Genomic DNA, 22,428 nt, shown 5'->3' on the forward strand with positions numbered 1-22,428 from the left:
CAGCCCGGTCAGCCCGGTCAGCCGAACGTCGCCCGCGTCAGCCAGAAGTCCAGCAGCTCCGCGTCGCCCAGCACCTCCACGCGCTCGCTGTCGGCGGGCAGCCGCCGGTAGAAGACCTGGAGGACGTCGGCGAGCGGCCCGCGCAGCGCGACCGTCGCCTTCTCGTGGCCGTGCCGCCAGGTGAAGCCGTCCTCGCCGAACTCGATGAGCCACTCGGCGCCCGGCACGTCCGTGGCGTGCAGGTGGATGCTGCGGCCCGCGCCGCGCAGCTCCGCCGCCTCCTTGTCCCCGGCGGACTGGGCCCAGGCCACGATGTCCAGCCACTCGTCGATCGTGTCCGCCGCGACCTCCGGGTCCACCTCGAAGGCGATCCCGGCGGCGATCGCCGCGTCCGCACGGTGGACGACCGTCTCATGCGTCATCCGGCGCGCCCAGAAAGCCGAACGCTGCTCGGTCACCCACGTCCACACGGAGGCATCGGGACCGGCCGCCCGCAGCGTCGCGGCAAGCTTCTCGGCGCCCTCCTCCAGCCATGCGTCGAGCGCGGCCGGTGCCGCGTCGCCCGGTCCGAGGAAGTCCGGCACCTGGTCCTCCGGGACCTCGGCCGTGGCCTCGGTCCGTACGGTCGCCTCGACCCAGCGGTGTGCGCCGCCCACATGCCGGGCCAGCTGCCCCAGCGTCCACTCGGGGCACGTGGGCACGGTCACGGAGAGGTCGGCGTCGATGAGTACAGCCCTCAGCCGGTCGGTCTGTTCGACGATCTCGTCGCAGTAGCGTTCGTGTCCCAGGTCAGTCATGCGGCAACCCTAGGCACGGCAGTGGCCTCGGAAAAGGGAGTTTCGATCGCGAGGGTTTCAGCCGCCGAGCTGCGAGGTCGACGGGACCTTTTCCTTGACCTCGGCGCCCGCGCTCTTGCCCGCGTCCTTCACATCGCCGATGACCGACTCGAACACAGCGACATCCGCGTCGCTCGCGTCGCCCCTGCGCAGCTTGGCGCCGAGTTCCTCGAGGGAGTTGATACCGGCCGTCAGCGGCGCGACCGCCTTCGACAGCAGCGGGTCGCCCTTGGCGTTTTTCACGGCCGCCTTCAGCCGGTTGTACGTAAACGCTCCCGCGAGACCCGCCTTGACGAGTGCGACTCTGCGCCCTTCCGCGCCCTTCTTGAACTTGCCCTCGCGGTACGGCTTGACGATCCACTGGTACGTCGCGCCCGCAGCGAGCCCGGCATTGGCGGCGAAGCGCGCCTTGGCGAACTTCTGCGCCTCCGCCGTTCCGCTCGGCGTCACTGCCGTGTCCTTGCCGCCCCCGTCGCCGCCGCACGCGGTGGCTCCGGCCAGCAAGGCGCAGGACAGGAGCAGGGCCACGACGGCGCGGCGTATCGGTACGGTGCTGAACACGGCGGGACCTCCGGGGGCGGGGAAGGGGAAGCAGTCCTTCCCGCAGCCTCGCCCGGCTGTGCAGACGCCGCCAGTTGGGCGAGCCCGTTCGGGTGACAGGCGCCGGGTTTCAAGCGCCGGAAAACGGCAACACGTTCGGCATGTCTCCCAGATCGCACTCCGGAAGCAATCAGGCGGGGCGGATCGTCGCCGTCATCGCCGACGTCCTGGCCTTCATCCTCGGCCTGTGGATCGTGATGTACCTGCTGGACGCGAACCAGGCCAACAACCTGGTGGCGTTCATCCAGGACGCGGCCCGCTGGCTGGCCGGATGGTCGCACGACCTGTTCACGTTCGACGAGGAATGGGCACGCGTCGTCGCGGGCTACGGTCTCGCGGCCGTCGTCTATCTGTTCATCGGGCATGCCGTGGCAGGCACCCTGCGGCGCCACTGATCACGCCCTGCCGACTCCCCGCTCGCCTACCGGCAGCAGTCCGGTTCGAGCCCGGCCGGCAGCCGCTCCCCGCCGAAGACCGCGGTGGTCGCCTCATCTCCCCCGAGGGCGGCCACCGCCAGCAGGAGCGAACCCGCCGTCCACGTCGTCTGCTCGACCGGCCAGACCGCCTTGTCCTGGAAGACGTAACCCGTCCAGTACATGCCGTTCTCCGCGCGCAGGTGCTGGATCGACTGGAGGATCTCCAGCGCCCGGTCCGATTCGCCCATCGCCCAGAGGGCCAGGGCGAGTTCGCAGCTCTCGCCACCCGTCACCCACGGGTTGGGCAGCACACAGCGCACACCCAGGCGGGGCACGACGAAGTCGTGCCAGCGCTCCTCGATCCGGGCCTTCGCGGCCTGGCCGGTCAGCGCGCCGCCGAGGACGGGGTAATACCAGTCCATCGAGTAGTGGTTCTTGTCGAGGAAACGCTCGGGGTGGCTGCGGACCGCGTGACCCAGCGCACCTGCCGCCAACTCCCAGTCGGGTTGCGGCTCTTCACGCTGCCCGGCAATGGCGAGCGCGCAGCGCAGCGCCTGGTATATGGACGAACTGCCGGTCAGCAGGGCGTCGTTGACGGCTTCTCCGCCGTCCTCCGGTGCCTCCCGCTTCCAGCCGATCTCGCCGCCCGGCTGCTGCAACGCGAGGACGAACTCGATCGCGGCGAAGACCGTCGGCCACATCCGGTCGATGAACGCGTCGTCGCCGGTGGCCAGGTAGTGGTGCCAGACGCCGACGGCTATGTACGCGCAGAAGTTGCTCTCCCGGCCGCGGTCGGCCGGCCGGCCGGTGTCCACCCCGTCGGCGCCGTCCTGGTACGCCGCACACCAGGAGCCGTCCGCGTTCTGGTGGGCGGCGAGCCAGGCGTACGCACGGGCCGCCGCCTCGTGCTCGCCCGCCGCGTCGAGCGCCATGGCCGTCTCGGTGTGGTCCCACGGGTCGAGGTGATGCCCGCGGAACCACGGGATGGCGCCGTCCTCGCGCTGGACGGCGAGGATGCCGGCGACGGTCTGGGCGGCCTGCTCGGCGGTGAGCACTCCGGGCAGGACAAGGTGTTCCGTGCGCCCGAGAGAGCTCACGCGCCCACCTCGGGGGTGTGCGGCTTGGTCGCGTACGCCACGAAGCTCTTGCCGATCAGCGGGTTCAGCGCCTGCTCGGCGACCCGGGTGGCCAGCGGCTTCTTCATGATGTCCCAGACCAGGAGCTTGTGGTACGCCTTCACCGGCAGCGCTGCGTCGTTGTCCACTCCGAACGCGCACTTGAGCCACCAGTACGGCGAGTGCAGTCCGTGCGCGTGGTGCGTTCCGTACGGCTTGAGGCCGGCTTCCCGCATCTTGCCGAGCAGCTCGTCGGCCTTGTAGATGCGGATGTGGCCGCCCTCGACCTCGTGGTACGCGTCGGAGAGCGCCCAGCAGATCTTCTCCGGCCCGTAGCGCGGCACGGTGATCGCGATGCGGCCGCCGGGCCTGAGCACCCGCACCATCTCGGCGAGCACGCCCTTGTCGTCGGGGATGTGCTCCATCACCTCGGAGATGATCACGACGTCGAAGCTGTCGTCGGGGAAGGGGAGCGCGAGCGCGTCGCCCTCCATGGCGGTGGCGGTCGCGCCGGCCGGCGCCTCCCCGGCCTCCTTCATCGCGGCGAACCACTTGGCGACCTCGCGGATCTCCTCGCCGTTGCGGTCGAGGGCCACCACCTGGGCGCCGCGCCGGTAGCACTCGAAGGCGTGGCGGCCTGCGCCGCAGCCGAGATCGAGCACGCGGTCGCCCGCGGCGAGCGGGAAGCGGGAGAAGTCCACGGTCAGCAAAGGGGCCTGCTTTCGCGGTCGAGCCGGTGGTCGGCAAGAGGGTCGGGGTGTCTCGTGGTGGGGCGGCCGGAGGCCGGGGCCCGGGACGTCACCGTCTGCCCCCGCCCACCGCGGCCGCGCCGAGTCCCGCCCGTGCGGCGATCGCCGCCCGGTAGTGCTCGGCGGTGCCGATGGCGGCCTGACGCCAGGTGAACCGGGCCAGCACCCGCTGCCGGCCAGCCGTACCGAGCCGCGCCCGCAGGCCGGGATCGCCCAGCAGCCGGCCGAGCGCCGCGGCGAGCGCGCCCGCGTCGCCGGGTTCCACGGCGAGGCAGGTCTCGCCGTCGGTGCCGGCGACCTCCGGGATCGCGCCGCCGGTGGTGGCGACGAGCGGGGTGCCGGTCGCCATGGCCTCGGCGGCGGGCAGCGAGAAGCCCTCGTACAGCGACGGGACGCAGGCGACCTGCGCGCCGCGCACCAGGTCGACGAGTTCCTGGTCGGTGATGCCCTTGACGAACTCGATCGCGTCCTGGAGCCCGTACCGCTCGATGGCCTGCGCGACGGGCCCGTCCTCGGCCCGCCTGCCGACGACGACCAGGTGCGCCTGCGGGTTCTCGGTGCGCAGCTTGGCGAGCGCCTCGACGAGGTGGATCAGGCCCTTGAGCGGTACGTCGGCGCTGGACGTCGTCACGATCCGGCCGGGAATCTCGGCGACCGCGGGGTCGGGCGAGAAGAGGTCGGTGTCGGCGCCGATATGGACGACGTGGACTCGGTCCTGGCGTACACCGAGGTGCTCGACGATCTCCTGCTTGGAGGAGCCGGAAACGGTGAGCACGGACGGCAGCCGGCGCGCGACCCGCTTCTGCATGCGGGTGAAGCCGTACCAGCGGCGTACGGAGGCCCGCCTGCGCCAGTCCTGGGCGGCGTCCAGTTCGAGCTGCCGGTCGACGGTGATGGGGTGGTGGATCGTGGTGACCAGCGGCGCGCCGAGGTCCGCGAGGAGCCCGTAGCCGAGGGTCTGGTTGTCGTGGATCACATCGAACTCACCCCTGCGGGCGGCGAGATGGCGCCGCGCGCGGAGCGAGAAGGTCAGCGGCTCGGGAAAGCCGCCGGTCCACATGGTGGAGACCTCGAGGGCGTCGATCCAGTCGCGGTACTCACCGCGCCCCGGCGTCCGGAACGGGTCGGGGTGCCGGTAGAGGTCGAGGCTGGGCAGCTCGGTGAGCGTGGGGCCTTCGAGTACGTCGACCGCGTCGAGTACGGGATAGGGCTGCGCGCCGATCACTTCGACCCGGTGCCCGAGGCGGGCCAGCTCGCGGGAGAGGTGGCGTACATAGACGCCCTGACCGCCGCAGAACGGGTTCCCCTTGTACGTGAGGAGGGCGATGCGCAGCGGACGGTCACCGTCGGCGGCTACGCCCGCGCGAGGGCCCGCCACTATGGCCTCAGCGGTCACTCTCGGCCCCCTTCTCACTGCACTTTCGCCGGAGCGTAGCCGCTCACGCTAATCTAGAACAAGTTTCAGACTTGATGGCCCAAGGAGCCCTGAATCTACCGGCAGGTAGCGCCGCCGTAACGGCCGGATCAGGTGATTCGCGCCACGGCGGCGGCTCCTGCCATGCTGTGCCACCCCGGAGCAGCCCCCGGAAGAGCACAGCGCGGATGAATGCCACGGAATGGGACATATGACAGCGGAAGCCAAGGCAGCCACCCCTGCGTCCGGGCCCCTGACAGAGCGCCAGGAAGCGCGCCGCCGCCGCATCCTGCACGCCAGCGCCCAACTGGCCAGCCGGGGAGGCTTTGACGCCGTACAGATGCGTGAGGTCGCCGAGTCGTCGAGCGTCGCGCTGGGCACGCTCTACCGCTACTTCCCCTCCAAGATCCATCTGCTGGTCGCCACCATGCAGGACCAGCTGCAGCACATGCACACGACGCTGCGCAAGCGTCCCCCGGCCGGCGACGACCCGGCCGCCCGTGTCGCGGAGACCCTGATGCGGGCCTTCCGCGCGCTCCAGCGCGAACCGCATCTGGCGGACGCGATGGTCCGGGCGCTGACCTTCGCGGACCGCAGCGTCAGCCCCGAGGTGGACACGGTCTCGCGGCTCACCACGGCGATCATCCTGGACGCGATGGGCCTGGACGGCCCGCCCACCCCCGAACAGCTCTCCGCGGTCCGGGTCATCGAGCACACCTGGCACTCGGCGCTGATCACCTGGCTGTCGGGGCGGGCGTCGATCGCGCAGGTGAAGATCGACATCGAGACGGTCTGCCGGCTGATCGACCTGACGACGCCGGGCGGCGCGCAGTCGGGCGGCGCGCAGTCACGGTGACGGCGCCCGCCCTCCTCGGTGCGGTTGGTCTCCCGCCGGCCGCGCTCCTCGAGACCGGCGACCGCCTTCTCGTACGCCTTCATGGCGCCGTCCACACCGCGCCAGGCGTTCCACGGCACCAGGCAGCAGGCACCGGCCGCCGGGCCAAGCCGCGCGCGCGATCACCGCAGGAGTGTCGCACGGCGGCCCGGAGTTGCTATTCCTCGGGAGGGAACACCAGCTCACCACTGTCCAGCAGCCTGATCGTGATCGCCTCCACCGGGCAGCCCTCAGCCGCCGCCAGCACCTGCTCATCGGCATCGGTCTCCGGCACCTGTGGATGCGACTGCCTGGCCGAGTCCAGCGTGAAGCCGGCGGGCGCGTGGTTCACGCACATGCCCGACCCGATGCAGACCCCGCGGTCCACCTCGACATGCCATCGGTCCCCCATCAGCCCTCCCAGCCGGCAGGCAGGTGGATCATCTTGTGCTCCAGGTACTCGCTCAGCCCCTCGGGCCCGAACTCCCGCCCCAGACCCGAGTTCTTGTAGCCGCCGAAGGGGCCGAGCATGTCGAGGCTGAAGGTGTTCACGTTGTACGTACCGGTCCGCACCCCGCGCGCGAACTCGATGCCGCGCTCGACGTCCGCGGTCCAGACGCTGCCGCTCAGCCCGTAGTCGGAGTCGTTGGCGATCCTGGCCGCCTCGCCCTCGTCCCCGTACGGCAGCAGGCAGATGACCGGCCCGAAGATCTCCTCGCGAGCGATCCGCAGCCGTTGTCGACCCCGCCGAACAGGGTCGGCTCGACGTACCACCCGCGCTCCTGCCCGGCCGGACGCCCGCCGCCGGTCAGGATCTTGGCGCCTTCCTCCTGGCCGATCCTGATGTAGTCGAGCGACCGCTGCTGCTGGCGCCTGGCCACCAGCGGACCGACCTGGGTCGCCGGATCCAGCGGGTCGCCCACGACGAGCGCGCCGGCCGCCGCCGCGAACGCCTCGGCGATCTCGTCGTACCGGCTGCGCGGGGCAAGAATGCGGGTCTGGGCGACGCATGCCTGGCCGTTGTTCATCCACGCGGCGGGCACGATCCCGGCGACCGCCGCCTCCAGATCCGCGTCCGGCAGGATCACGGCCGCGGACTTGCCGCCCAGTTCCAGCGTGACATGCGTGAGGTTGCGCGCGGCCACCTCCATCACACGCCTGCCGGCCGCGACCGATCCGGTGAACGAGACCTTGTCGACGCCCGGGTGGCCGACCAGGTACTCACTCACCTCGCGGTCGGCCGGGACGATGGACAGCACCCCCTCGGGCAGCCCGGCCTCCTGGGCGATCTCGGCCAGGAGGTACGAGTCGAGCGGCGACTCGGGCGACGGCTTCAGCACCACAGTGCAGCCGGCCAGCAGCGCGGGCCCGAGCTTGGCGGCCGCGGTGAACTGCGGGACGTTCCACGGAATGACGGCCGCGACCACGCCGACCGGCTCCCGCCGTACGAGAATCTGCCCGAGCACCCCCGCCCGCCGCTCCTCGTACGGGAAGTCGCGCGCGACCGTGATCGCCGCGTCCCAGACCATCATCGCGCCGAGCGCCTGCGCGAGGACGCTCCAGGAGTAGGGGGAGCCGTTCTGCGCGCTGATCGACCTCGCTATCTCCTCGTGCCGTACGGCGATCGCGTCCTTGATCCGGGTGACGACCGCGATCCGCTCGTCCAGACTCGTCCGGGGCCAGGGACCCTCGTCGAACGCCCTGCGCGCCGCGTCGACCGCGCGGTCCACGTCCGCCCGCGAGGCGTGCGGGACCCGGCCGATGACCTGCTCGGTGTGGGGCGAGATCACCTCGATGGTGTCGCGGCCGAGGGGATCCACCAGCTCCCCGCCGATGAACAGCTTTCCGTGTTCCACGAGCTCGGTCATGGCTGATGCCTCCTGCGGGCCGCCCGGGGCGTTCCTGACACTGTTTCCCGACACTGTTCCTGACACTGCTTCAGAACTGATACCAGTTCTAGTTGCAGTAGTCCACGGGTCCACGGCCGCCACCGACCCGCCGACCGGCCCGGCCATCGGCGCCACCCCCGGCCGGACCCTTCTGAAGCGCGCCGGCGGACGCCGACGGTTAGCATCCGGAACGAGGCCCGCAATTGCGACACGGGGGATCGCAGCCTTCGACCTGCATGGAGGCTCCACCGTGCGTAGACCCGGGACAGTCACCCTCATGTGCCTGCAACTGCTCTTGTGCGCTCCGCTGGCGGGCTGCGTCGCCAGTGAAGCCGAGAGTGCGCCGAAGGCATGTCCGTCCGGTCAGATCGCTGAAGGCGGCACGTGCATTCCGGCCGGCACTTCCGACTTCACCAAGAAGCAGGTCGAAGACTCCCTGAAGAAGTACAAACTCACTGCGGCCATGGCAGGGGTATGGGTCGACGGAAGAAGAGTTTCGACCGTCGCCTCAGGAGAGTCGATGACGGGCGTCCCCGTTTCGACGGACATGCATTTCCGGATCGGCGCGGTTGCGATTCCCTATCTGACGACCGAACTGCTCAAGCTCGTCGACGAAGGCAAGCTCAAGCTCAGCGACAAGATTTCCCGGTGGCGTCCCGACCTTCCGCACGCGGACGAGATCACGCTGAAGATGCTGGCCTCGACGACCTCCGGATACTCGGACTACGTCCAGGACCGCAAATTCTTGGCCGATCTGTACAAGAATCCGTTCCGGCATTGGACGGCGGAAGAACTGGTGAAGATCTCCGCCTCCAAGCCCCTAGTGAAACCCCCGGGATCGGGTTTTGCCTACTCGCACGCCAACTGGGTGATCCTGGGGGACATCATCTCGCAGGTGGAGAAGAAGCCCCTGGCGGAAGTGATGAGGAATGAGATCCTTAAGCCTCTCGGCTTGACCCAGACCGAAAACCCGTCCACGGCCGAGATCACTCCCCCGGTACTCCATGCCTTCGACAACGAACGGCGCGTATTCGAGGACGCCACCTACTGGGATCCGTCATGGACGCTGGCACCGGGAGCGGTCATGACGGGAACATTGGAGGATCTGGGGAAGTCCGTGACGGCGCTGGGCGAAGGGAAGTTGCTGACGCCCGAGTCGCACAAGGAACAGATCACACCCGTCTCCAAGGTGTCACCGAATACCTCCTACGCCCTCGGGGTGGCCGTGCAGAACACCTGGCTCCTGCAGAATCCGTCATTCGCCGGCTACCAGGCAACGGTCGCCTATCTGCCTTCCAAGAAGATCGCCATCGTGACGGTCGCGACACAGGGCATCGGCAACAGCGGCACCGAGAATTCCAGCACGGAACTCTTGGTGTCGATCGCCAACCACGTGGCTCCGGACACACCCTTGAGCGCCACCTGAGAAGGACGCGCGGGCACGATGCCCCAGCCAACTCTTCTGCAAAACCAGTCGACTTGGGCCACCACTGAAACCAGTTCTAGTTATAGTGGCCATGGCTGTGCTGCCGAGGAGAGATGAGGGGCCTGATGACGCAGGTGTCCGACCACGGCGGAGGCGTCTGGAGCATCAAGGTCCCCATCCCGGACAATCCGCTCGGCCACACGCTGGTCCACCTGCTCGACACCGACCGCGGACCGGTGCTGATCGACACCGGCTGGGACGACCCCACCTCCTGGGACACCCTCGTCGCGGGACTCGCCGCGCTCGACGTGTCCGTGGCGGACGTCCACGGTGTCGTCATCACCCACCACCACCCCGACCACCACGGGCTCTCCGGGCAGGTCCGCGACGCGTCCGGCGCCTGGATCGCCATGCACGCGGCCGACACCGAGGTCGTCCAGCGCACCCGCACCGCCGAACCCGGCGTGTGGCTCGACTACCTGGCGGCCAAGCTGACCGCCGCCGGCGCCCCCGACGAGCACACCGCGCCGCTGCGCGCCGCCCGCGAGTCCGGGCGGATGCGGACCCTGCCGGGATTGCGCGCCGCCCTCCCCGACCGGGAGATCATCCCCGGCGAACTCCTCGACCTGGCCGGGCGCCGGCTGCGCGGCGTCTGGACGCCGGGCCACACCCCCGGCCATGTCTGCCTGCACCTGGAGGAGGACCACCCCGCGAACCGCCCCGGCAACGGCCGACTCTTCTCCGGCGACCATCTGCTGCCCGGCATCTCCCCGCACATCGGCCTGTACGAGGACCCGGAGGACACCAGGGCCACCGACCCCCTCGGCGACTACCTCGACTCCCTGGAACGCATCGGCCGCCTGGCCCCCGCCGAGGTCCTCCCGGCCCACCAGCACGCGTTCACCGACGCCCCGGCCCGGGTACGGGAGTTGCTCACGCACCACGAGGAACGCCTGCAGGGCCTACGAGACCTGCTCGCCACCACCCCGCTGACACCCTGGCAGCTCGCGGAGCGCATGGAGTGGAACCGCCCGTGGGCCGAGATCCCGTACGGCTCAAGGAACATCGCTGTCTCAGAAGCGGAAGCCCACCTGCGCCGCCTGGTGAAACTCGGCCACGCCGAACCGCTACCGGGCGCGGATCCGGTCACGTACCGGGCGGTGTGAGTGGGGCTCAGTGAACGGAGAACCCGCCGTCGACGAAGATCGACTGCCCAGTGACGTAGGCGGAGGCGCGGCTCGCCAGGAACACTGCCGCGCCCGCGAAGTCCTCGGCCAGACCGTTGCGTCCCACCATCGTGCGCGCCGCCAGCGCCGCCACCTTCTCCGGGTCGGACGACAGCCGCGCGTTGAGCGGCGTCATCACGAACCCCGGCACGAGCGTGTTGCAGGTGACGCCGTACGGCGACCATGCCTCGGCCTGTGAACGCGCCAGCGATTCCAACGCCCCCTTGGAGACCCCGTAGGCGCCACTCTGGACGAACGCCCGATGCGCCTGCTGGGAGGTGATATGGATGATCCGCCCGAAGCCCCGTTCGGCCATGCCGGGCCCGAACCGCTGTCCCAGCAGGTAGGGCGCCTCCAGGTTCACCGCCATCGTGGTGTCCCACACATCCTCGCCCAGCTCGCCCATCGGGGGCCGCAGGTTGACCCCGGCGCAGTTGACGAGGATGTCGGGCTCCCCGAACGCCTCGGCTGCCCCTTCCGCCGCCGCGCGCAAGCCGTCGCGGGTGCTGAGGTCGGCGCTCACCCAGGCCGCCCGGCAGTCGCGGGCCGCCAGCTCGCCGACCGTGGCGACCAGCTCCGCCTCCCGGCGCGCCACGACCACGACGCTCGCCCCTGCGCCGGCGAGGGCCCCGGCGATGGCTCGGCCGATGCCGGAGCTGCCGCCGGTCACCACGGCGACCCGGCCGTCCAGCGAGAACAGTTCGGAGAGGTAGCCATGCGAAGTCATGCCCGCACGCTAGACGACGCGTCCACAGCGACAGCGCCCGGCTGCGCCAGTCCGGATCGGTGATCTGGCCGAAGATCGCCGCGGGCCGGCCGGTGAACCAGATGTTGTCGATGTGGACGCGGCTCATCCCCCAGCGCTCGCCGTCGCGGACGAGATCGACCGCGACACGGGGTCGGCGACGGTGTGCGTGGTGTCGACACGACCCTCGAAGAGGCCGGTGAACGAGGAGGCGAACAGATCCCGGCCCTTGAGGTCCTGGCCGAGCCCGAACCGGTACAGCGCGTCGACGATCTCCGCCGGGTCACGCAACTCGCGTCCGGACACCTACTCCGGATCACGCATCGAAGTCGTACTCAAGGATGTACGACGCGGAGTCCAGGACCATCTCGTTGACCTCGACCGCCGCGCCGTCCTCCTGGTAAGCCGTACGGCTGATGAGGATGACCGGAGTACCGCTGGACAGTTGAAGGTGCTCCGCTTCGGCCGTCGTCGGCATGCGCGAGCGCAGTTCCTCGCGGAAGTGGACAGGTGCATGGCCCAGTTCTGAGAGGCGCGCATACGTTCCGCCAGGACCGGTGTCCTGGCGAGTGATGGCCGAACCCACGACCAGATCGGCCGGCAGATACGACGTGGATGCCAGCACCGGCTTTCCGTCCAGCACGAAGCGTCGCCGGCGGACGCAGACCGGCGCCCCGGGCTCCAGCACGAGGACAGCAGCAATGCTCGCCTCGGCGGACTCCTCGACCACGGAGACATGATCGACGACCAGTTCGCGATCCTCACCCAGGTCAGCCGACCACACGGACCGCCCAGAACCCCACCGCTCACGGGCCAGACGCTGGATCCCCTGCCGAAGGAGGGGACGGAAGTCCCGAACGAAGACCCCTGCCCCCTTGCGCGCCTCGACGATGCCCTCGTTGCTGAGCACAGCCAGCGCCTGCCGGACGGTCATCCTGGCCACGCCATGGACGACCATCAGCTCGTTCTCCCCGGGCAGCCGATCACCGGGACCGTACTCGCCTGCGGTAATCGCCGCTCTGAGGCTGTCTGCGATGCGCTGGTACTTAAGCCTTCCGGCCTCTTCGCTCCCCGCCGCCACTGTCACCCTCCGATCATCTCCAGAGACACCCTAGGCCCGGCAGTCGCCATTCGAACGCCGAGGGCAGCCGAACGATCCCCTTGATATCTCTAGAGATGTCAACCAACATGTATAGAGATGTCTCGCGAGAGGGTGGACATGGACGATGACACTGCGACTGACCGGCAATCAGCGCGCCTCCTTCCATGGCTGGGCCCCAACGGCCAGCCGTGCTACCTGAGTACCGATGGCCACGGCTACGTGACCCGGGTTGCCGACCAGATAGAGGCCGTACAACTGGGCATGGGTGCCGAAGTTCTCACCCTGGCCCGCCACTTGGTTACCGACAGGACCGCCACAGCCGAGGAATTGCGTTTCACGGCTTCGCGGTTGTCGGAATGCCTGGCGGACGCACTGCGCGTTGCCGAAAGCCGCGGTGGGCGGCTTCGGCCGTAGGCCCGGTACCGCCCCCGGGCGGCCCGTTACGGGCCGGTAGAGTGGGCGAGTCGTCATCATGCCCGTACGGGGGGAAGCCGGTGCAATTCCGGCACTGACCCGCAACCGTGAGCCGCCCTCGTCGGCGGTGAGTCGGACTGCCCCGTCGGACGTGACCGGCTCGTGCCACCGGAATCCCGGTGGCCGGCATCGTCGAGGTATACGGAGCCGGAGCCTGGTACCTGAGCGTGCCTGTGCCCGGCTCCCCAGTGGAGAGGCACCGCCCGCCATGACCGTTCGCCGCAGCGCAGCCGCGCTCGCCGCTTCCGCCGTACTCTGCGTGGCCGCTGCCCCGACCGCCGTCGCGGCGCCGTCCCCGACGCCGTCGCCGGTGATCCCGTCCGGGCTGTACGGCAAGAAGGACCCGACGTACGACGGCGTCTGGCGGCAGTCGCTCGCGATGCTCGCGCAGGACACGGTTGGGGTCACGCCCGCGAAGAAGGCCGTGGACTGGCTGGTCGGGCAGCAGTGCGCGACCGGCGGCTTCGCCGCGTTCCGCGCCGACGCCGCCAAGCCGTGTGACGCCAAGACGATGGTGGACAGCAACTCGACCGCCGTCGCGGTGCAGTCGCTGGCCGCGCTCGGCGGGCACGCGGACGCGGTGAAGAAGAGCGTCGGCTGGCTGAAGTCCGTACAGAACGAGGACGGCGGCTGGGGCTACATGCCCGGCGGCCCGAGTGACGCGAACTCCACGTCGGTGGTCATCGGCGCGCTCGCCGCGGCGGGCGAGAAGCCGGCCGAGGTGAAGTCGAAGAAGGACAAGTCGGCCTACGACGGGCTGCTTGCCTTCACGATCCCCTGTGGCAAGGAGACCAACGGCGGTTTTGCCTTCCAGCCGGACAAGTCCGGAAAGCTGACGGTCAACGCCGACGCTTCGGCGGCGGGTGCGCTGGGAGGGCTCGGCAAGGGCCTGGTGGCGACGCCCGGCAGCAAGGACGGCAAGGCCACCACGTGCGAGAAGCGCGACGAGTCCGAGCTGCCGGCGCCCGAGCTGGCTGCCCACAACGCCTCCCAGTACCTCGCGAGCGAGCTGTGGCACAGCGGCTACCTGAAGTCCGCGATGCCCGGCGCCGAGGACCAGCCCGACGTCGGCAACACCGCCGACGCTGTGGTCGCAGTGGCCGTCGACGGCCGGCCCGAGAACGCCATGAAGGCCGTGAACTGGCTGAAGAAGAACTCCGCGGCCTGGGCGAAGGAGGGCGGCCCCGCCGCCTACGCCCAGCTCATCTTGGCCGCGCACGCGACCGGCACCGACCCGCGCGCCTTCGGCGGCGCCGATCTCATACAGCAGCTGAACGCGACCGGCCCGGCTCCCGAGGCCGCCGCGAAGCCCGCCGGCAAGAAGGACGAGAAGAAGGACGACGACTCCGGGGTCAGCGTGTGGTGGATCGTCGGTGTCGGCGCCGTCGCCGGTATCGGCATCGGCTTCCTGATCAGCGGCCGCAAGAAGAACCAGCAGCTCTGATGCGGACCCGGATCGCCGCCTTCGTCCTCGCGCTCGGCACGCTTCTCACGGTGCTGGGCGCGGGGCCCGCCCACGCGGCCGGATACCGCTACTGGTCGTTCTGGGAGCGGGACGGCGGGGCGTGGAAGTACGCCACGCAGGGGCCGTCACTGGCCAGGCCGGCCGATGGCGACGTCCAGGGTTTCCGCTTCTCGGTCAGCGAGGACTCGCAGGACGCCGCGCAGCCGCGCGGAGCGGCCGACTTCGGGGCGATCTGCGGCGGTACCCCCGCCCGCGACGGCCAGAAGCGCGTCGCGCTGGTCATCGACTTCGGTACGCGGGCGGACGCGCCCGGCGGTGAAACGCCACCCGCGACGCGTACGGAGTGCGCGCAGGTCGGCGCGGACGCGACGAGCGCGGACGCGCTGGCGGCGGTCGCGAAGCCGCTGCGTTACAACAGCGACGCGCTGCTGTGCGCCATCGCCGGTTACCCGGAGGCGGGTTGCGGCGAGCAGGTGCCGGGCGACGCGCAGAAGTCGCCTGCCCCAGTGCCGGATGAAGCGGCTGACGGCGGCGGCCCGTCCGCGGGCCTGCTCGCGGGCATCGCGGCGGTGCTCGCGCTCGGCGCGGCGGGGGCGTGGCAGGCTCGCCGCCGACGCGGCCAGAGCTGACCGGGCGCAGAGCGATGACCACCGCTGCGCCCACCCCGGGCCCGGCTGCCCCGGCCGCCCCATCGGCGTCTGCGGCACTGCCCGCGCCCGACAACGCACCCACGGCCGAACCCGACCCCGGGCTCGCCACACGCCCCGCGGCCCACTCGCAGCCGCCGACGGCGAGGACTGACCACCAGAAGACCGTCAGTGGACCTCCCACCCGCACGGGTGGTGCGGGTGGGAACCCCGCCCGGCCGCAGGCCGGGCGCACCACGCGGCGGCCCGCGGCCGACAACGCACGCGCCCGCACCGGCAACACCGCCGAACCCGTCGGCCGGACCAGGACCGGGACCAGGACCAGGACCGGGGACGGAACCAGGCACCCCAGCTGGAAGCGACTCCGCGCGCCCGAGGCCGGTCGGAGCAACGCCCTGCACGCCGGCTCCTGGTGGCTGTGGGCGCTCGGGCTCGCCACCGCCGCCTCCCGGACCACCAACCCCCTCCTCCTCGCCCTCCTCGTCGGCGTCGCCGGCTACGTCGTCGCCGCCCGCCGCACCGACGCCCCCTGGGCCCGCTCGTACGGCGCGTTCGTCAAGCTCGGCCTCGCCGTCATCGCGATCCGGCTTGTCTTCGCCGTCTTCCTCGGCTCCCCCATCCCCGGCTCGCACACCCTCTTCACGATGCCCGAAGTCCCGCTCCCCGACTGGGCGCAGGGCGTGCGCGTAGGCGGCCGGGTGACCGCCGAGGGCATGGTCTTCGCGCTGTACGAAGGCCTGAAGCTGGCCACCCTGCTCATCTGCGTGGGCGCGGCGAACGCCCTCGCCAACCCGGCCCGCCTGCTCAAGTCGCTGCCCAGTGCCCTGTACGAGGTGGGCGTGGCCGTCGTCGTCGCGGTGACGTTCGCGCCGAACATGGTCTCCGATGTCGTGCGGCTTCGCGCCGCCCGCCGGCTCCGGGGCCGCCCGACCGGCGGAGTCAAGGCGATCCTGCAGATCGGACTGCCGGTCCTGGAGGGCGCGTTGGAGCGCTCGGTGGCAACCGCCGCCGCGATGGATGCCCGCGGTTACGGCCGTACCGCCCACGTCCCGAAGGCCGTACGCCGTACCACCAATGCCCTCACCGTCGGCGGGCTGCTCGGCGTGTGCGCCGGGTCGTACGGGCTGCTCGCCGCCGAGGGCGCGGCCTTCGGGCTGCCGGTCCTGGCAGCCGGGCTCGCCGCCGCCCTCACCGGGCTCTGGCTCGGCGGCCGGCGCAGCGTTCGGACCCGCTACCGCCCGGACCGCTGGGGCGTGCGCGCGTGGCTGGTGTCCGGTTCCGGGGCGGCCGTCGCGGCGCTGATGATCTGGGCCGGTTCGTACGATCCCGGGGCTCTGCACCCCGGCGTCGTCCCGCTCGCCGCGCCCGAGTTCCCGCTGTGGCCCGCGGCTTCGGTGCTGCTCGGCCTGCTTCCCGCCTTCGTGGCCCCCCTTCCGAACCGTAGGAACCCCAAGGAGTCCGCGTGATCCGGTTCGAGAACGTCTCCGTCACCTACGACGGCGCGCCGGCCCCCGCCCTCCAGGGCGCGGATCTCACCGTCCCCGAAGGGGAGCTGGTCCTCCTCGTCGGCCCGTCCGGAGTCGGCAAGTCGACACTGCTGGGCGCGGTCTCCGGGCTGGTCCCGCACTTCACCGGCGGCACGCTGCACGGCCGCGTCACCGTCGCGGGCCGTGACACCCGTATGCACAAACCGCGCGAACTCGCCGACGTCGTCGGCACCGTGGGGCAGGACCCGCTCGCCCACTTCGTGACCGACACCGTCGAGGACGAGCTGGCGTACGGCATGGAGTCGCTCGGCATCCCGCCGGACACCATGCGGCGCCGCGTCGAGGAGACCCTCGATCTGCTCGGCCTGGCCGAGCTGCGCGACCGGCCGATCGCCACCCTCTCGGGCGGCCAGCAGCAGCGCGTCGCAATCGGTTCCGTCCTCACCCCGCACCCGCGCGTCCTCGTCCTGGACGAGCCGACGTCGGCGCTCGACCCAGCGGCCGCCGAGGAGGTGCTCGCCGTGCTCCAGCGCCTGGTCCACGACCTCGGGACGACCGTACTGATGGCCGAGCACCGCCTGGAGCGGGTCGTGCAGTACGCGGACCAGGTCATCCTGCTCCCCGGCCCGGGGCTGGCCCCGGTCATGGGCTCCCCCGACGCGATCATGGCCGTCTCGCCGGTGCACCCGCCGGTCGTGGGGCTCGGGCGGCTGGCCGGCTGGGACCCGCTCCCCCTGTCCGTACGTGATGCGCGCCGCAAGGCGGGCCCGCTGCGCGAGCGGCTGTCCGCGCTCACCCCGCCCCGCACCGCGGAGCCGCCGGCGGCAGCCCCGGTCGCCCAGACCAACGACCTCTTCCTGCGCCGCGGCCGGGTCGAGGCACTGCGCCGGGTCTCGCTGTCCGTACGTCCCGGCGAGACGATCGCGCTGATGGGCCGCAACGGCGCCGGCAAGTCCACCCTCCTGGGCACGTTCGTCGGCATGCACGAGCCGGATGCCGGTTCGGTACGGGTCGGCGGCGCGGCCCCGCACCGGACCAGCCCGCGCGAGCTGATCCGCAAGGCCGGGCTCGTGCCGCAGGAGCCGCGCGATCTGCTGTACGCGGACACGGTCGCCGCGGAGTGCCAGGCGGCGGACCGCGACTCGGGAGCCGCGCCCGGCACCTGCCGGGCGCTGGTCGGCGAGCTGCTGCCGGACGTGCCCGACGGCACGCACCCCCGTGACCTGTCCGAGGGGCAGCGGCTGGCGCTCGCCCTGGCGATCGTGCTGACCTCCCGGCCGCCGCTACTACTGCTCGACGAGCCGACCCGCGGTCTGGACTATGCGGCGAAGGCCCGGCTGACCGGCATCCTGCACGCGCTGGCGGCCGAGGGGCACGCGATCGTGCTGGCCACTCACGATGTGGAACTCTCCGCCGAGCTGGCGCACCGGGTGGTGATTCTGGCCGACGGCGAGATCGTCGCGGACGGTCCGACCGCCGAGGTCGTCGTCTCTTCCCCGTCCTTCGCCCCGCAGGTCGCGAAGATCCTCGCGCCGCAGGAATGGCTGACCGTTCCGCAGGTCAGGGCCGTACTGGCGGACGGCTCATGACCAGCCATGACCGCCAGGTGCGGGCCGTACGCCTCGGGCCCCGGTCGGTCACCGCGCTCGCGCTCGTCAGCGCGATCGGCGTGGTCGCCTTCGGCTGGCCGCTGCTCGCCGACACCGCCTCCGGGCTCGCGCACTCCAAGGACGCGCCCTGGCTGTTCGCCGCGCTGCTGCCGCTGCTGGTCGCCGTGGTCGTGGCGACGATTGCCGACTCCGGACTGGACGCCAAGGCCGTCGCGATGCTCGGGGTGCTGGCGGCCGTCGGAGCCGCGCTGCGGCCGCTGGGCGCGGGGACGGCGGGCCTGGAGCCCATGTTCTTCCTGATGGTGCTGGCCGGGCGGGTGCTCGGACCGGGGTTCGGTTTCGTCCTCGGCGCGGTGACGATGTTCGCGTCCGCGCTGCTCACCGGCGGGGTCGGGCCGTGGATGCCGTTCCAGATGCTGTCGATGGGGTGGGTCGCGCTGGGCGCCGGCCTGCTGCCGGGCCCGGACCGGCTGCGCGGCCGCGCCGAGCTGTGGATGCTCGCCGTGTACGGGGCGGGTGCCTCGGTGTTCTACGGCACGGTGATGAACCTCCAGGGGTGGACGTACATCCCGGGCCTCGGAACCGGCATCTCCTTCGTGCCCGGGGACCCGGTGCACGAGAACCTGGTGCGCTTCCTGGCCTACTGCCTGGCCACCTCGCTGGGCTGGGACCTGCCGCGGGCCGCGCTCACGGTCGTGCTGACGCTGACTCTCGGCGAGACCGTCCTCAAGGCGCTGCGCCGGGCGACCCGAAGGGCGGCCTTCGACGCCCCGGTTTCCTTCACATCGGCGTAGCAGGGGCGCTGCTCACCGTGACATCCGGGGCCGCTGCGGGTGAGGCCGCCCACAGGACGTACGTCACATACGAACCGAAATAGTAGCCGCAATGTCCGATTTATTCGTCATTGGCGGCTATTGCGGCCTGCGAAAACAGCAGCGCCACCGCTGGACACCCCCTCTCCCCACCTGCGACCGGTACTAGTAAGAGGGTTGATTGCGTCCCCGGCGAAGGCCCGGCTAGAACTGAACGCGTCGCCACGGCGGCCAGGGCATCCCGCCCGCCGCACCGAGTGCAGCGCACCTCCCCCTCGTACACGAGTGGCTGTTGCCTGCCCGCGACCGCCCCCGTCCCCTTCGGAAGGTTCTCCGTGTCCAACGCCGTCATCCGCCGCATCGCCACCAGCAAGAAGACCCTCGCCGGCGCCGTCGTCACCCTCGGCACCGTCGGAACCCTGATCGCCGCGGTCCCCGCCCAGGCGGCGGCCCCCACGGACGCCAGGGCGATCGCGCAGAAGATGATCCCGGACGACGCGCAGTTCGAGGCGTTCAGCAACATCGTGGAGCACGAGAGCGGCTGGAACGCGTCCGCCACCAACCCGTCCTCCGGCGCGTACGGCCTGGTCCAGGCCCTGCCCGCCTCGAAGATGGCTTCGGCCGGCTCCGACTGGAAGACCAACCCGGCCACCCAGATCGAGTGGGGCCTGGACTACATGAACGACCGCTACGGCAGCCCGGTCGGCGCGTGGAACTTCTGGCAGGCCAACCACTGGTACTGATCAGCCCGGACACCGCCTGTCCGGCACCGGTCAGCGCTACTGATCCGCCCGGCACCGCGACCGGACACCGAAGGCCCCCGTGGCCGGCCTCACCGGCCGGCCGCCGGGGCCTTCCGGCCGTTACAGCCGCTGGATGATGGTCCCGGTGGCGAGCGCGCCACCCGCGCACATGGTGATCAGAGCGAACTCCTTGTCGCGGCGCTCCAGTTCATGCAGGGCGGTGGTGATCAGCCGGGCTCCGGTCGCCCCGACCGGATGACCGAGGGCGATCGCCCCGCCGTTCACGTTGACCTTCTCCAGGTCCTGTTCGAAGACCTGCGCCCAGCTCAGCACCACCGACGCGAACGCCTCGTTGATCTCGACCAGGTCGATGTCCTTGAGCGACATCCCCGCCTTGCCCAGCACCGCGCGCGTCGCGTCGATCGGCCCGTCGAGGTGAAAGTGCGGGTCGGCGCCGACGAGCGCCTGCGCGACGATTCGGGCGCGCGGCTTGAGCTTCAGCGCCCGCGCCATCCGCTTCGACGCCCACATCACCGCACACGCGCCGTCGGAGATCTGCGAGGAGTTGCCGGCGGTGTGCACGGCGGTCGGCATCACCGGCTTGAGTCCGGCGAGGGCCTCCATGGAGGTGTCGCGCAGCCCCTCGTCGCGGTCGACGAGTCGCCACATCCCCTGACCGGCCCGCTGCTCCTCCTCGGTGGTCGGCACCTGTACGGCGAAGGTCTCGCGTTTGAAGCGCTCCTCCGACCAGGCGATGGCCGCCCGTTCCTGGGAGAGCAGACCGAGCGAGTCGACACGCTCCCGGCCGAGCCCGCGGTGGCGCGCGATGCGCTCGGCGGCCTCGAACTGGTTGGGCAGGTCGACGTTCCACTCGTCGGGGAACGGCTTGCCCGGTCCGTGCTTGGATCCGCTGCCCAGCGGCACCCGTGACATCGCCTCGACGCCGCACGCGATCCCGACGTCGATGACTCCGCCGGCGATCATGTTGGCGACCATGTGGTTCGCCTGCTGCGAGGAGCCGCACTGGCAGTCCACGGTGGTGGCGGCGGTCTCGTACGGAAGGCCCATGGCGAGCCAGGCGTTGCGCGCCGGGTTCATGGACTGTTCGCCGGCGTGGGTGACCGTGCCGCCGACGATCTGCTCGACGCAGTCGGCGTGGATGGCGGTACGGGCGAGGAGTTCGCGGTAGGTCTCGCCAAGCAGATAAGCGGGGTGGAGATTGGCCAGCGCGCCTCCGCGCTTGCCGATGGGGGTGCGTACTGCTTCGACGATGACGGGTTCCGCGGCCATGAGCTCCTCGCCCTCCTCCAGTAGTACGCGTTCTAGTTATTCCCGCAGTCTTATGAGAGCTACCCCCGTACGCAAGGGTCTTGCACGCGCCTTGCACCGGTTCTACACGCAACAGTTGACGCCGCGGCCCTTGCCACTTCCAGAACTCGTTACTACCTTCAGGTCAAATCCTGATGGGCCGTCAGACTCTGGAGTTGCCGATGCCCTGCCCAGCGCTGCCCGAAGGGTTCGACTTCACCGACCCCGATCTGCTCCAAGACCGCGTCCCCTTCCCGGAGTTCACACAGCTGCGGCAGACTGCTCCGGTCTGGTGGTGCGCCCAGCCCCGGGGCACCACCGGCTTCGACGACGAGGGGTACTGGGTCGTCACCCGCCACGCGGACGTCAAGTACGTCTCCACGCACCCGGAGCTCTTCTCCTCGAACACCAACACCGCGGTCATCCGCTTCAACGAGACGATCAGCCGCGACCAGATCGAGGCACAGAAGCTGATCATGCTCAATATGGACCCGCCGGAGCACACCCGGGTCCGCCAGATCGTCCAGCGCGGCTTCACGCCGCGCGCGATACGTTCCCTCGCAGACGCCCTGCGCAACCGCGCCCGCACGATCGTCGAGACGGCGATCGCGAATGCCAAGGACGACGGCAGCTTCGACTTCGTCAACAACATCGCCGTCGAACTCCCGCTCCAGGCCATCGCCGAACTCATCGGCGTACCCCAGGAGGACCGGGCCAAGATCTTCGACTGGTCCAACAAGATGGCCGCGTACGACGATCCGGAGTACGCGATCACCGAGGAGGTCGGCACCGAGGCGGCGATGGAGATCGTCTCGTACTCGATGAACCTCGCCGCCGCCCGCAAGGAGTGCCCGGCCGACGACATCGTCAGCCAGTTGGTCGCCGCCGAGGGCGAAGGCAACCTCAGCTCCGACGAGTTCGGCTTCTTCGTCATCCTGCTCGCCGTCGCCGGCAACGAGACCACGCGCAACGCCATCACCCACGGCATGCACGCCTTCCTCACCCACCCCGAGCAGTGGGAGCTCTACAAGCGCGAGCGCCCCGAGACGGCCGCGGAGGAGATCGTCCGGTGGGCCACGCCCGTCGTCTCCTTCCAGCGCACCGCCACCCAGGACACCGAGGTGGGCGGCCAGAAGATCCGGGCGGGCGACCGGGTCGGCATCTTCTACTCCTCCGCCAACCACGACCCCGAGGTCTTCGAGCACCCGGACCGGTTCGACATCACCCGGGACCCCAATCCCCATCTGGGCTTCGGCGGCGGAGGCCCGCACTTCTGCCTCGGCAAGTCCCTCGCCGTACTGGAGATCAACCTGATCTTCAACGCCATCGCGGACGCGCTGCCCGACCTGCGGCTGACCGGCGACCCGCGCCGGCTGCGCTCGGCCTGGCTCAACGGCGTCAAGGAACTCCAGGTCAGCCGCGGCTGACCGGCTTCTCGGGCGGCAGGGGCCCCCAAGCCCACGCCCACGCCCCCGCCCCTGCCGCCCGTA

The 22,428-nt window shown here is 70.7% G+C and carries 21 protein-coding genes, 1 pseudogene and 1 riboswitch; of the genes and pseudogenes, 11 read left to right on the top strand and 11 right to left on the bottom strand.

Annotated elements, in window-relative coordinates; all coding sequences use genetic code 11:
• Positions 1-17: 17 nt before the first annotated feature.
• Positions 18-797, bottom strand: coding sequence for a maleylpyruvate isomerase family mycothiol-dependent enzyme (locus NLX86_RS00185; RefSeq protein WP_254369459.1), 780 nt, complete (start codon positions 795-797; stop codon positions 18-20).
• A 57-nt stretch (positions 798-854) separates the two neighbouring features.
• Positions 855-1,397: a hypothetical protein gene (locus tag NLX86_RS00190; protein ID WP_254369460.1), complete on the bottom strand. Its 543-nt coding sequence runs from the start codon at positions 1,395-1,397 to the stop codon at positions 855-857.
• 140 nt (positions 1,398-1,537) lie between these two features.
• Between NLX86_RS00190 and NLX86_RS00195 the strand changes: the two genes are divergently transcribed.
• Positions 1,538-1,831 carry a hypothetical protein gene (locus tag NLX86_RS00195; RefSeq protein ID WP_254369461.1) on the top strand — a complete coding sequence of 98 codons (294 nt, stop codon included), beginning with the start codon at positions 1,538-1,540 and terminating at the stop codon, positions 1,829-1,831.
• Positions 1,832-1,857: 26 nt separating this feature from the next.
• Here the strand turns inward: NLX86_RS00195 and NLX86_RS00200 are convergent, their stop codons facing one another.
• From NLX86_RS00200 to NLX86_RS00210, 3 genes are all read right to left on the bottom strand, one after another.
• Positions 1,858-2,949: a prenyltransferase gene (locus tag NLX86_RS00200; RefSeq protein ID WP_254369462.1), complete on the bottom strand. Its 1,092-nt coding sequence runs from the start codon at positions 2,947-2,949 to the stop codon at positions 1,858-1,860.
• Positions 2,946-3,677, bottom strand: a complete 732-nt coding sequence (locus NLX86_RS00205) for a class I SAM-dependent methyltransferase (protein WP_254369463.1) — start codon at positions 3,675-3,677, stop codon at positions 2,946-2,948. Before NLX86_RS00205 ends, NLX86_RS00200 begins: the two co-directional genes overlap by 4 nt.
• Before the next feature lie 88 nt (positions 3,678-3,765).
• Entirely contained in the window at positions 3,766-5,112 is a 1,347-nt protein-coding gene (locus NLX86_RS00210; RefSeq protein WP_254369464.1) for a glycosyltransferase family 4 protein, read from the bottom strand.
• A gap of 229 nt (positions 5,113-5,341) precedes the next feature.
• Between NLX86_RS00210 and NLX86_RS00215 the strand changes: the two genes are divergently transcribed.
• Positions 5,342-5,986 carry a TetR family transcriptional regulator gene (locus NLX86_RS00215; protein WP_254369465.1) on the top strand — a complete coding sequence of 215 codons (645 nt, stop codon included), beginning with the start codon at positions 5,342-5,344 and terminating at the stop codon, positions 5,984-5,986.
• A 196-nt stretch (positions 5,987-6,182) separates the two neighbouring features.
• Here NLX86_RS00215 and NLX86_RS00220 read toward each other — a convergent pair whose 3' ends face one another.
• Together NLX86_RS00220 and NLX86_RS00225 are read right to left on the bottom strand one after the other, a co-directional pair.
• Positions 6,183-6,416, bottom strand: coding sequence for a ferredoxin (locus tag NLX86_RS00220; protein WP_254369466.1), 234 nt, complete (start codon positions 6,414-6,416; stop codon positions 6,183-6,185).
• Positions 6,416-7,872: pseudogene (locus NLX86_RS00225) on the bottom strand (aldehyde dehydrogenase). Before NLX86_RS00225 ends, NLX86_RS00220 begins: the two are co-directional and overlap by 1 nt.
• Before the next feature lie 298 nt (positions 7,873-8,170).
• On the opposite strand from NLX86_RS00225, the gene NLX86_RS00230 reads away from it, so the two are divergent.
• Both NLX86_RS00230 and NLX86_RS00235 read left to right on the top strand, forming a co-directional pair.
• Positions 8,171-9,319, top strand: coding sequence for a serine hydrolase (locus NLX86_RS00230; protein WP_254369467.1), 1,149 nt, complete (start codon positions 8,171-8,173; stop codon positions 9,317-9,319).
• A 125-nt stretch (positions 9,320-9,444) separates the two neighbouring features.
• A complete protein-coding gene (locus tag NLX86_RS00235; protein WP_254369468.1) occupies positions 9,445-10,485 on the top strand; it encodes an MBL fold metallo-hydrolase in 1,041 nt (346 codons plus the stop codon).
• A gap of 7 nt (positions 10,486-10,492) precedes the next feature.
• On the opposite strand, the gene NLX86_RS00240 is transcribed toward NLX86_RS00235, so the two are convergent.
• From NLX86_RS00240 to NLX86_RS00250, 3 genes are all read right to left on the bottom strand, one after another.
• The gene (locus NLX86_RS00240; RefSeq protein WP_254369469.1) at positions 10,493-11,272 is read right to left on the bottom strand and encodes an SDR family NAD(P)-dependent oxidoreductase; all 780 of its coding nucleotides are present in this window, start codon (positions 11,270-11,272) and stop codon (positions 10,493-10,495) included.
• A 123-nt stretch (positions 11,273-11,395) separates the two neighbouring features.
• On the bottom strand, positions 11,396-11,596 hold the full coding sequence (locus tag NLX86_RS00245) for a hypothetical protein (RefSeq protein WP_254369470.1): 201 nt from the start codon (positions 11,594-11,596) through the stop codon (positions 11,396-11,398).
• Positions 11,597-11,606: 10 nt separating this feature from the next.
• Complete coding sequence (locus NLX86_RS00250; protein WP_374213815.1) at positions 11,607-12,371, bottom strand: GntR family transcriptional regulator; 765 nt, start codon at positions 12,369-12,371, stop codon at positions 11,607-11,609.
• A gap of 505 nt (positions 12,372-12,876) precedes the next feature.
• A riboswitch (cobalamin riboswitch) is annotated at positions 12,877-12,949 on the top strand.
• Positions 12,950-13,074: 125 nt separating this feature from the next.
• Here NLX86_RS00250 and NLX86_RS00260 point away from each other — a divergent pair.
• The 6 genes from NLX86_RS00260 to NLX86_RS00285 all read left to right on the top strand — a co-directional run bounded on the left by NLX86_RS00260 (position 13,075) and on the right by NLX86_RS00285 (position 19,630).
• Positions 13,075-14,310 (top strand): prenyltransferase/squalene oxidase repeat-containing protein, encoded by a 1,236-nt coding sequence (locus NLX86_RS00260; RefSeq protein WP_254369473.1) that lies wholly within the window; start codon positions 13,075-13,077, stop codon positions 14,308-14,310.
• Positions 14,310-14,960 (top strand): SCO2322 family protein, encoded by a 651-nt coding sequence (locus NLX86_RS00265; RefSeq protein WP_254369474.1) that lies wholly within the window; start codon positions 14,310-14,312, stop codon positions 14,958-14,960. Before NLX86_RS00260 ends, NLX86_RS00265 begins: the two co-directional genes overlap by 1 nt.
• Before the next feature lie 413 nt (positions 14,961-15,373).
• A complete protein-coding gene (locus tag NLX86_RS00270; protein WP_254369767.1) occupies positions 15,374-16,444 on the top strand; it encodes a CbiQ family ECF transporter T component in 1,071 nt (356 codons plus the stop codon).
• On the top strand, positions 16,441-18,054 hold the full coding sequence (locus NLX86_RS00275; RefSeq protein WP_254369475.1) for an ABC transporter ATP-binding protein: 1,614 nt from the start codon (positions 16,441-16,443) through the stop codon (positions 18,052-18,054). The genes NLX86_RS00270 and NLX86_RS00275 overlap by 4 nt, the downstream gene beginning before the upstream one ends.
• Positions 18,051-18,869, top strand: a complete 819-nt coding sequence (locus tag NLX86_RS00280) for an ECF transporter S component (RefSeq protein WP_254369476.1) — start codon at positions 18,051-18,053, stop codon at positions 18,867-18,869. Before NLX86_RS00275 ends, NLX86_RS00280 begins: the two co-directional genes overlap by 4 nt.
• Positions 18,870-19,222: 353 nt before the next feature.
• Positions 19,223-19,630, top strand: coding sequence for a transglycosylase SLT domain-containing protein (locus NLX86_RS00285; RefSeq protein ID WP_254369477.1), 408 nt, complete (start codon positions 19,223-19,225; stop codon positions 19,628-19,630).
• A 120-nt stretch (positions 19,631-19,750) separates the two neighbouring features.
• On the opposite strand, the gene NLX86_RS00290 is transcribed toward NLX86_RS00285, so the two are convergent.
• A complete protein-coding gene (locus NLX86_RS00290) occupies positions 19,751-20,920 on the bottom strand; it encodes a steroid 3-ketoacyl-CoA thiolase (protein WP_254369478.1) in 1,170 nt (389 codons plus the stop codon).
• A gap of 200 nt (positions 20,921-21,120) precedes the next feature.
• Here NLX86_RS00290 and NLX86_RS00295 point away from each other — a divergent pair, with 200 nt between their 5' ends.
• Complete coding sequence (locus tag NLX86_RS00295) at positions 21,121-22,365, top strand: cytochrome P450 (protein ID WP_254369479.1); 1,245 nt, start codon at positions 21,121-21,123, stop codon at positions 22,363-22,365.
• The last annotated feature ends 63 nt before the right edge of the window (positions 22,366-22,428 follow it).

Source organism: Streptomyces sp. A3M-1-3, from assembly GCF_024213665.1.
Classification (GTDB): Bacteria; Actinomycetota; Actinomycetes; order Streptomycetales; family Streptomycetaceae; genus Streptomyces.

Excerpts from the sequence above, each read along its gene's own strand:
- NLX86_RS00185 (WP_254369459.1), bottom strand. The coding sequence starts at position 797 with ATGACTGACCTGGGACACGAACGCTACTGCGACGAGATCGTCGAACAG.
- NLX86_RS00195 (WP_254369461.1), top strand. The coding sequence starts at position 1,538 with ATGTCTCCCAGATCGCACTCCGGAAGCAATCAGGCGGGGCGGATCGTC.
- NLX86_RS00215 (WP_254369465.1), top strand. The coding sequence starts at position 5,342 with ATGACAGCGGAAGCCAAGGCAGCCACCCCTGCGTCCGGGCCCCTGACA.
- NLX86_RS00220 (WP_254369466.1), bottom strand. The coding sequence starts at position 6,416 with ATGGGGGACCGATGGCATGTCGAGGTGGACCGCGGGGTCTGCATCGGG.
- NLX86_RS00230 (WP_254369467.1), top strand. The coding sequence starts at position 8,171 with ATGTGCCTGCAACTGCTCTTGTGCGCTCCGCTGGCGGGCTGCGTCGCC.
- NLX86_RS00235 (WP_254369468.1), top strand. The coding sequence starts at position 9,445 with ATGACGCAGGTGTCCGACCACGGCGGAGGCGTCTGGAGCATCAAGGTC.
- NLX86_RS00240 (WP_254369469.1), bottom strand. The coding sequence starts at position 11,272 with ATGACTTCGCATGGCTACCTCTCCGAACTGTTCTCGCTGGACGGCCGG.
- NLX86_RS00260 (WP_254369473.1), top strand. The coding sequence starts at position 13,075 with ATGACCGTTCGCCGCAGCGCAGCCGCGCTCGCCGCTTCCGCCGTACTC.
- NLX86_RS00265 (WP_254369474.1), top strand. The coding sequence starts at position 14,310 with ATGCGGACCCGGATCGCCGCCTTCGTCCTCGCGCTCGGCACGCTTCTC.
- NLX86_RS00280 (WP_254369476.1), top strand. The coding sequence starts at position 18,051 with ATGACCAGCCATGACCGCCAGGTGCGGGCCGTACGCCTCGGGCCCCGG.
- NLX86_RS00290 (WP_254369478.1), bottom strand. The coding sequence starts at position 20,920 with ATGGCCGCGGAACCCGTCATCGTCGAAGCAGTACGCACCCCCATCGGC.
- NLX86_RS00295 (WP_254369479.1), top strand. The coding sequence starts at position 21,121 with ATGCCCTGCCCAGCGCTGCCCGAAGGGTTCGACTTCACCGACCCCGAT.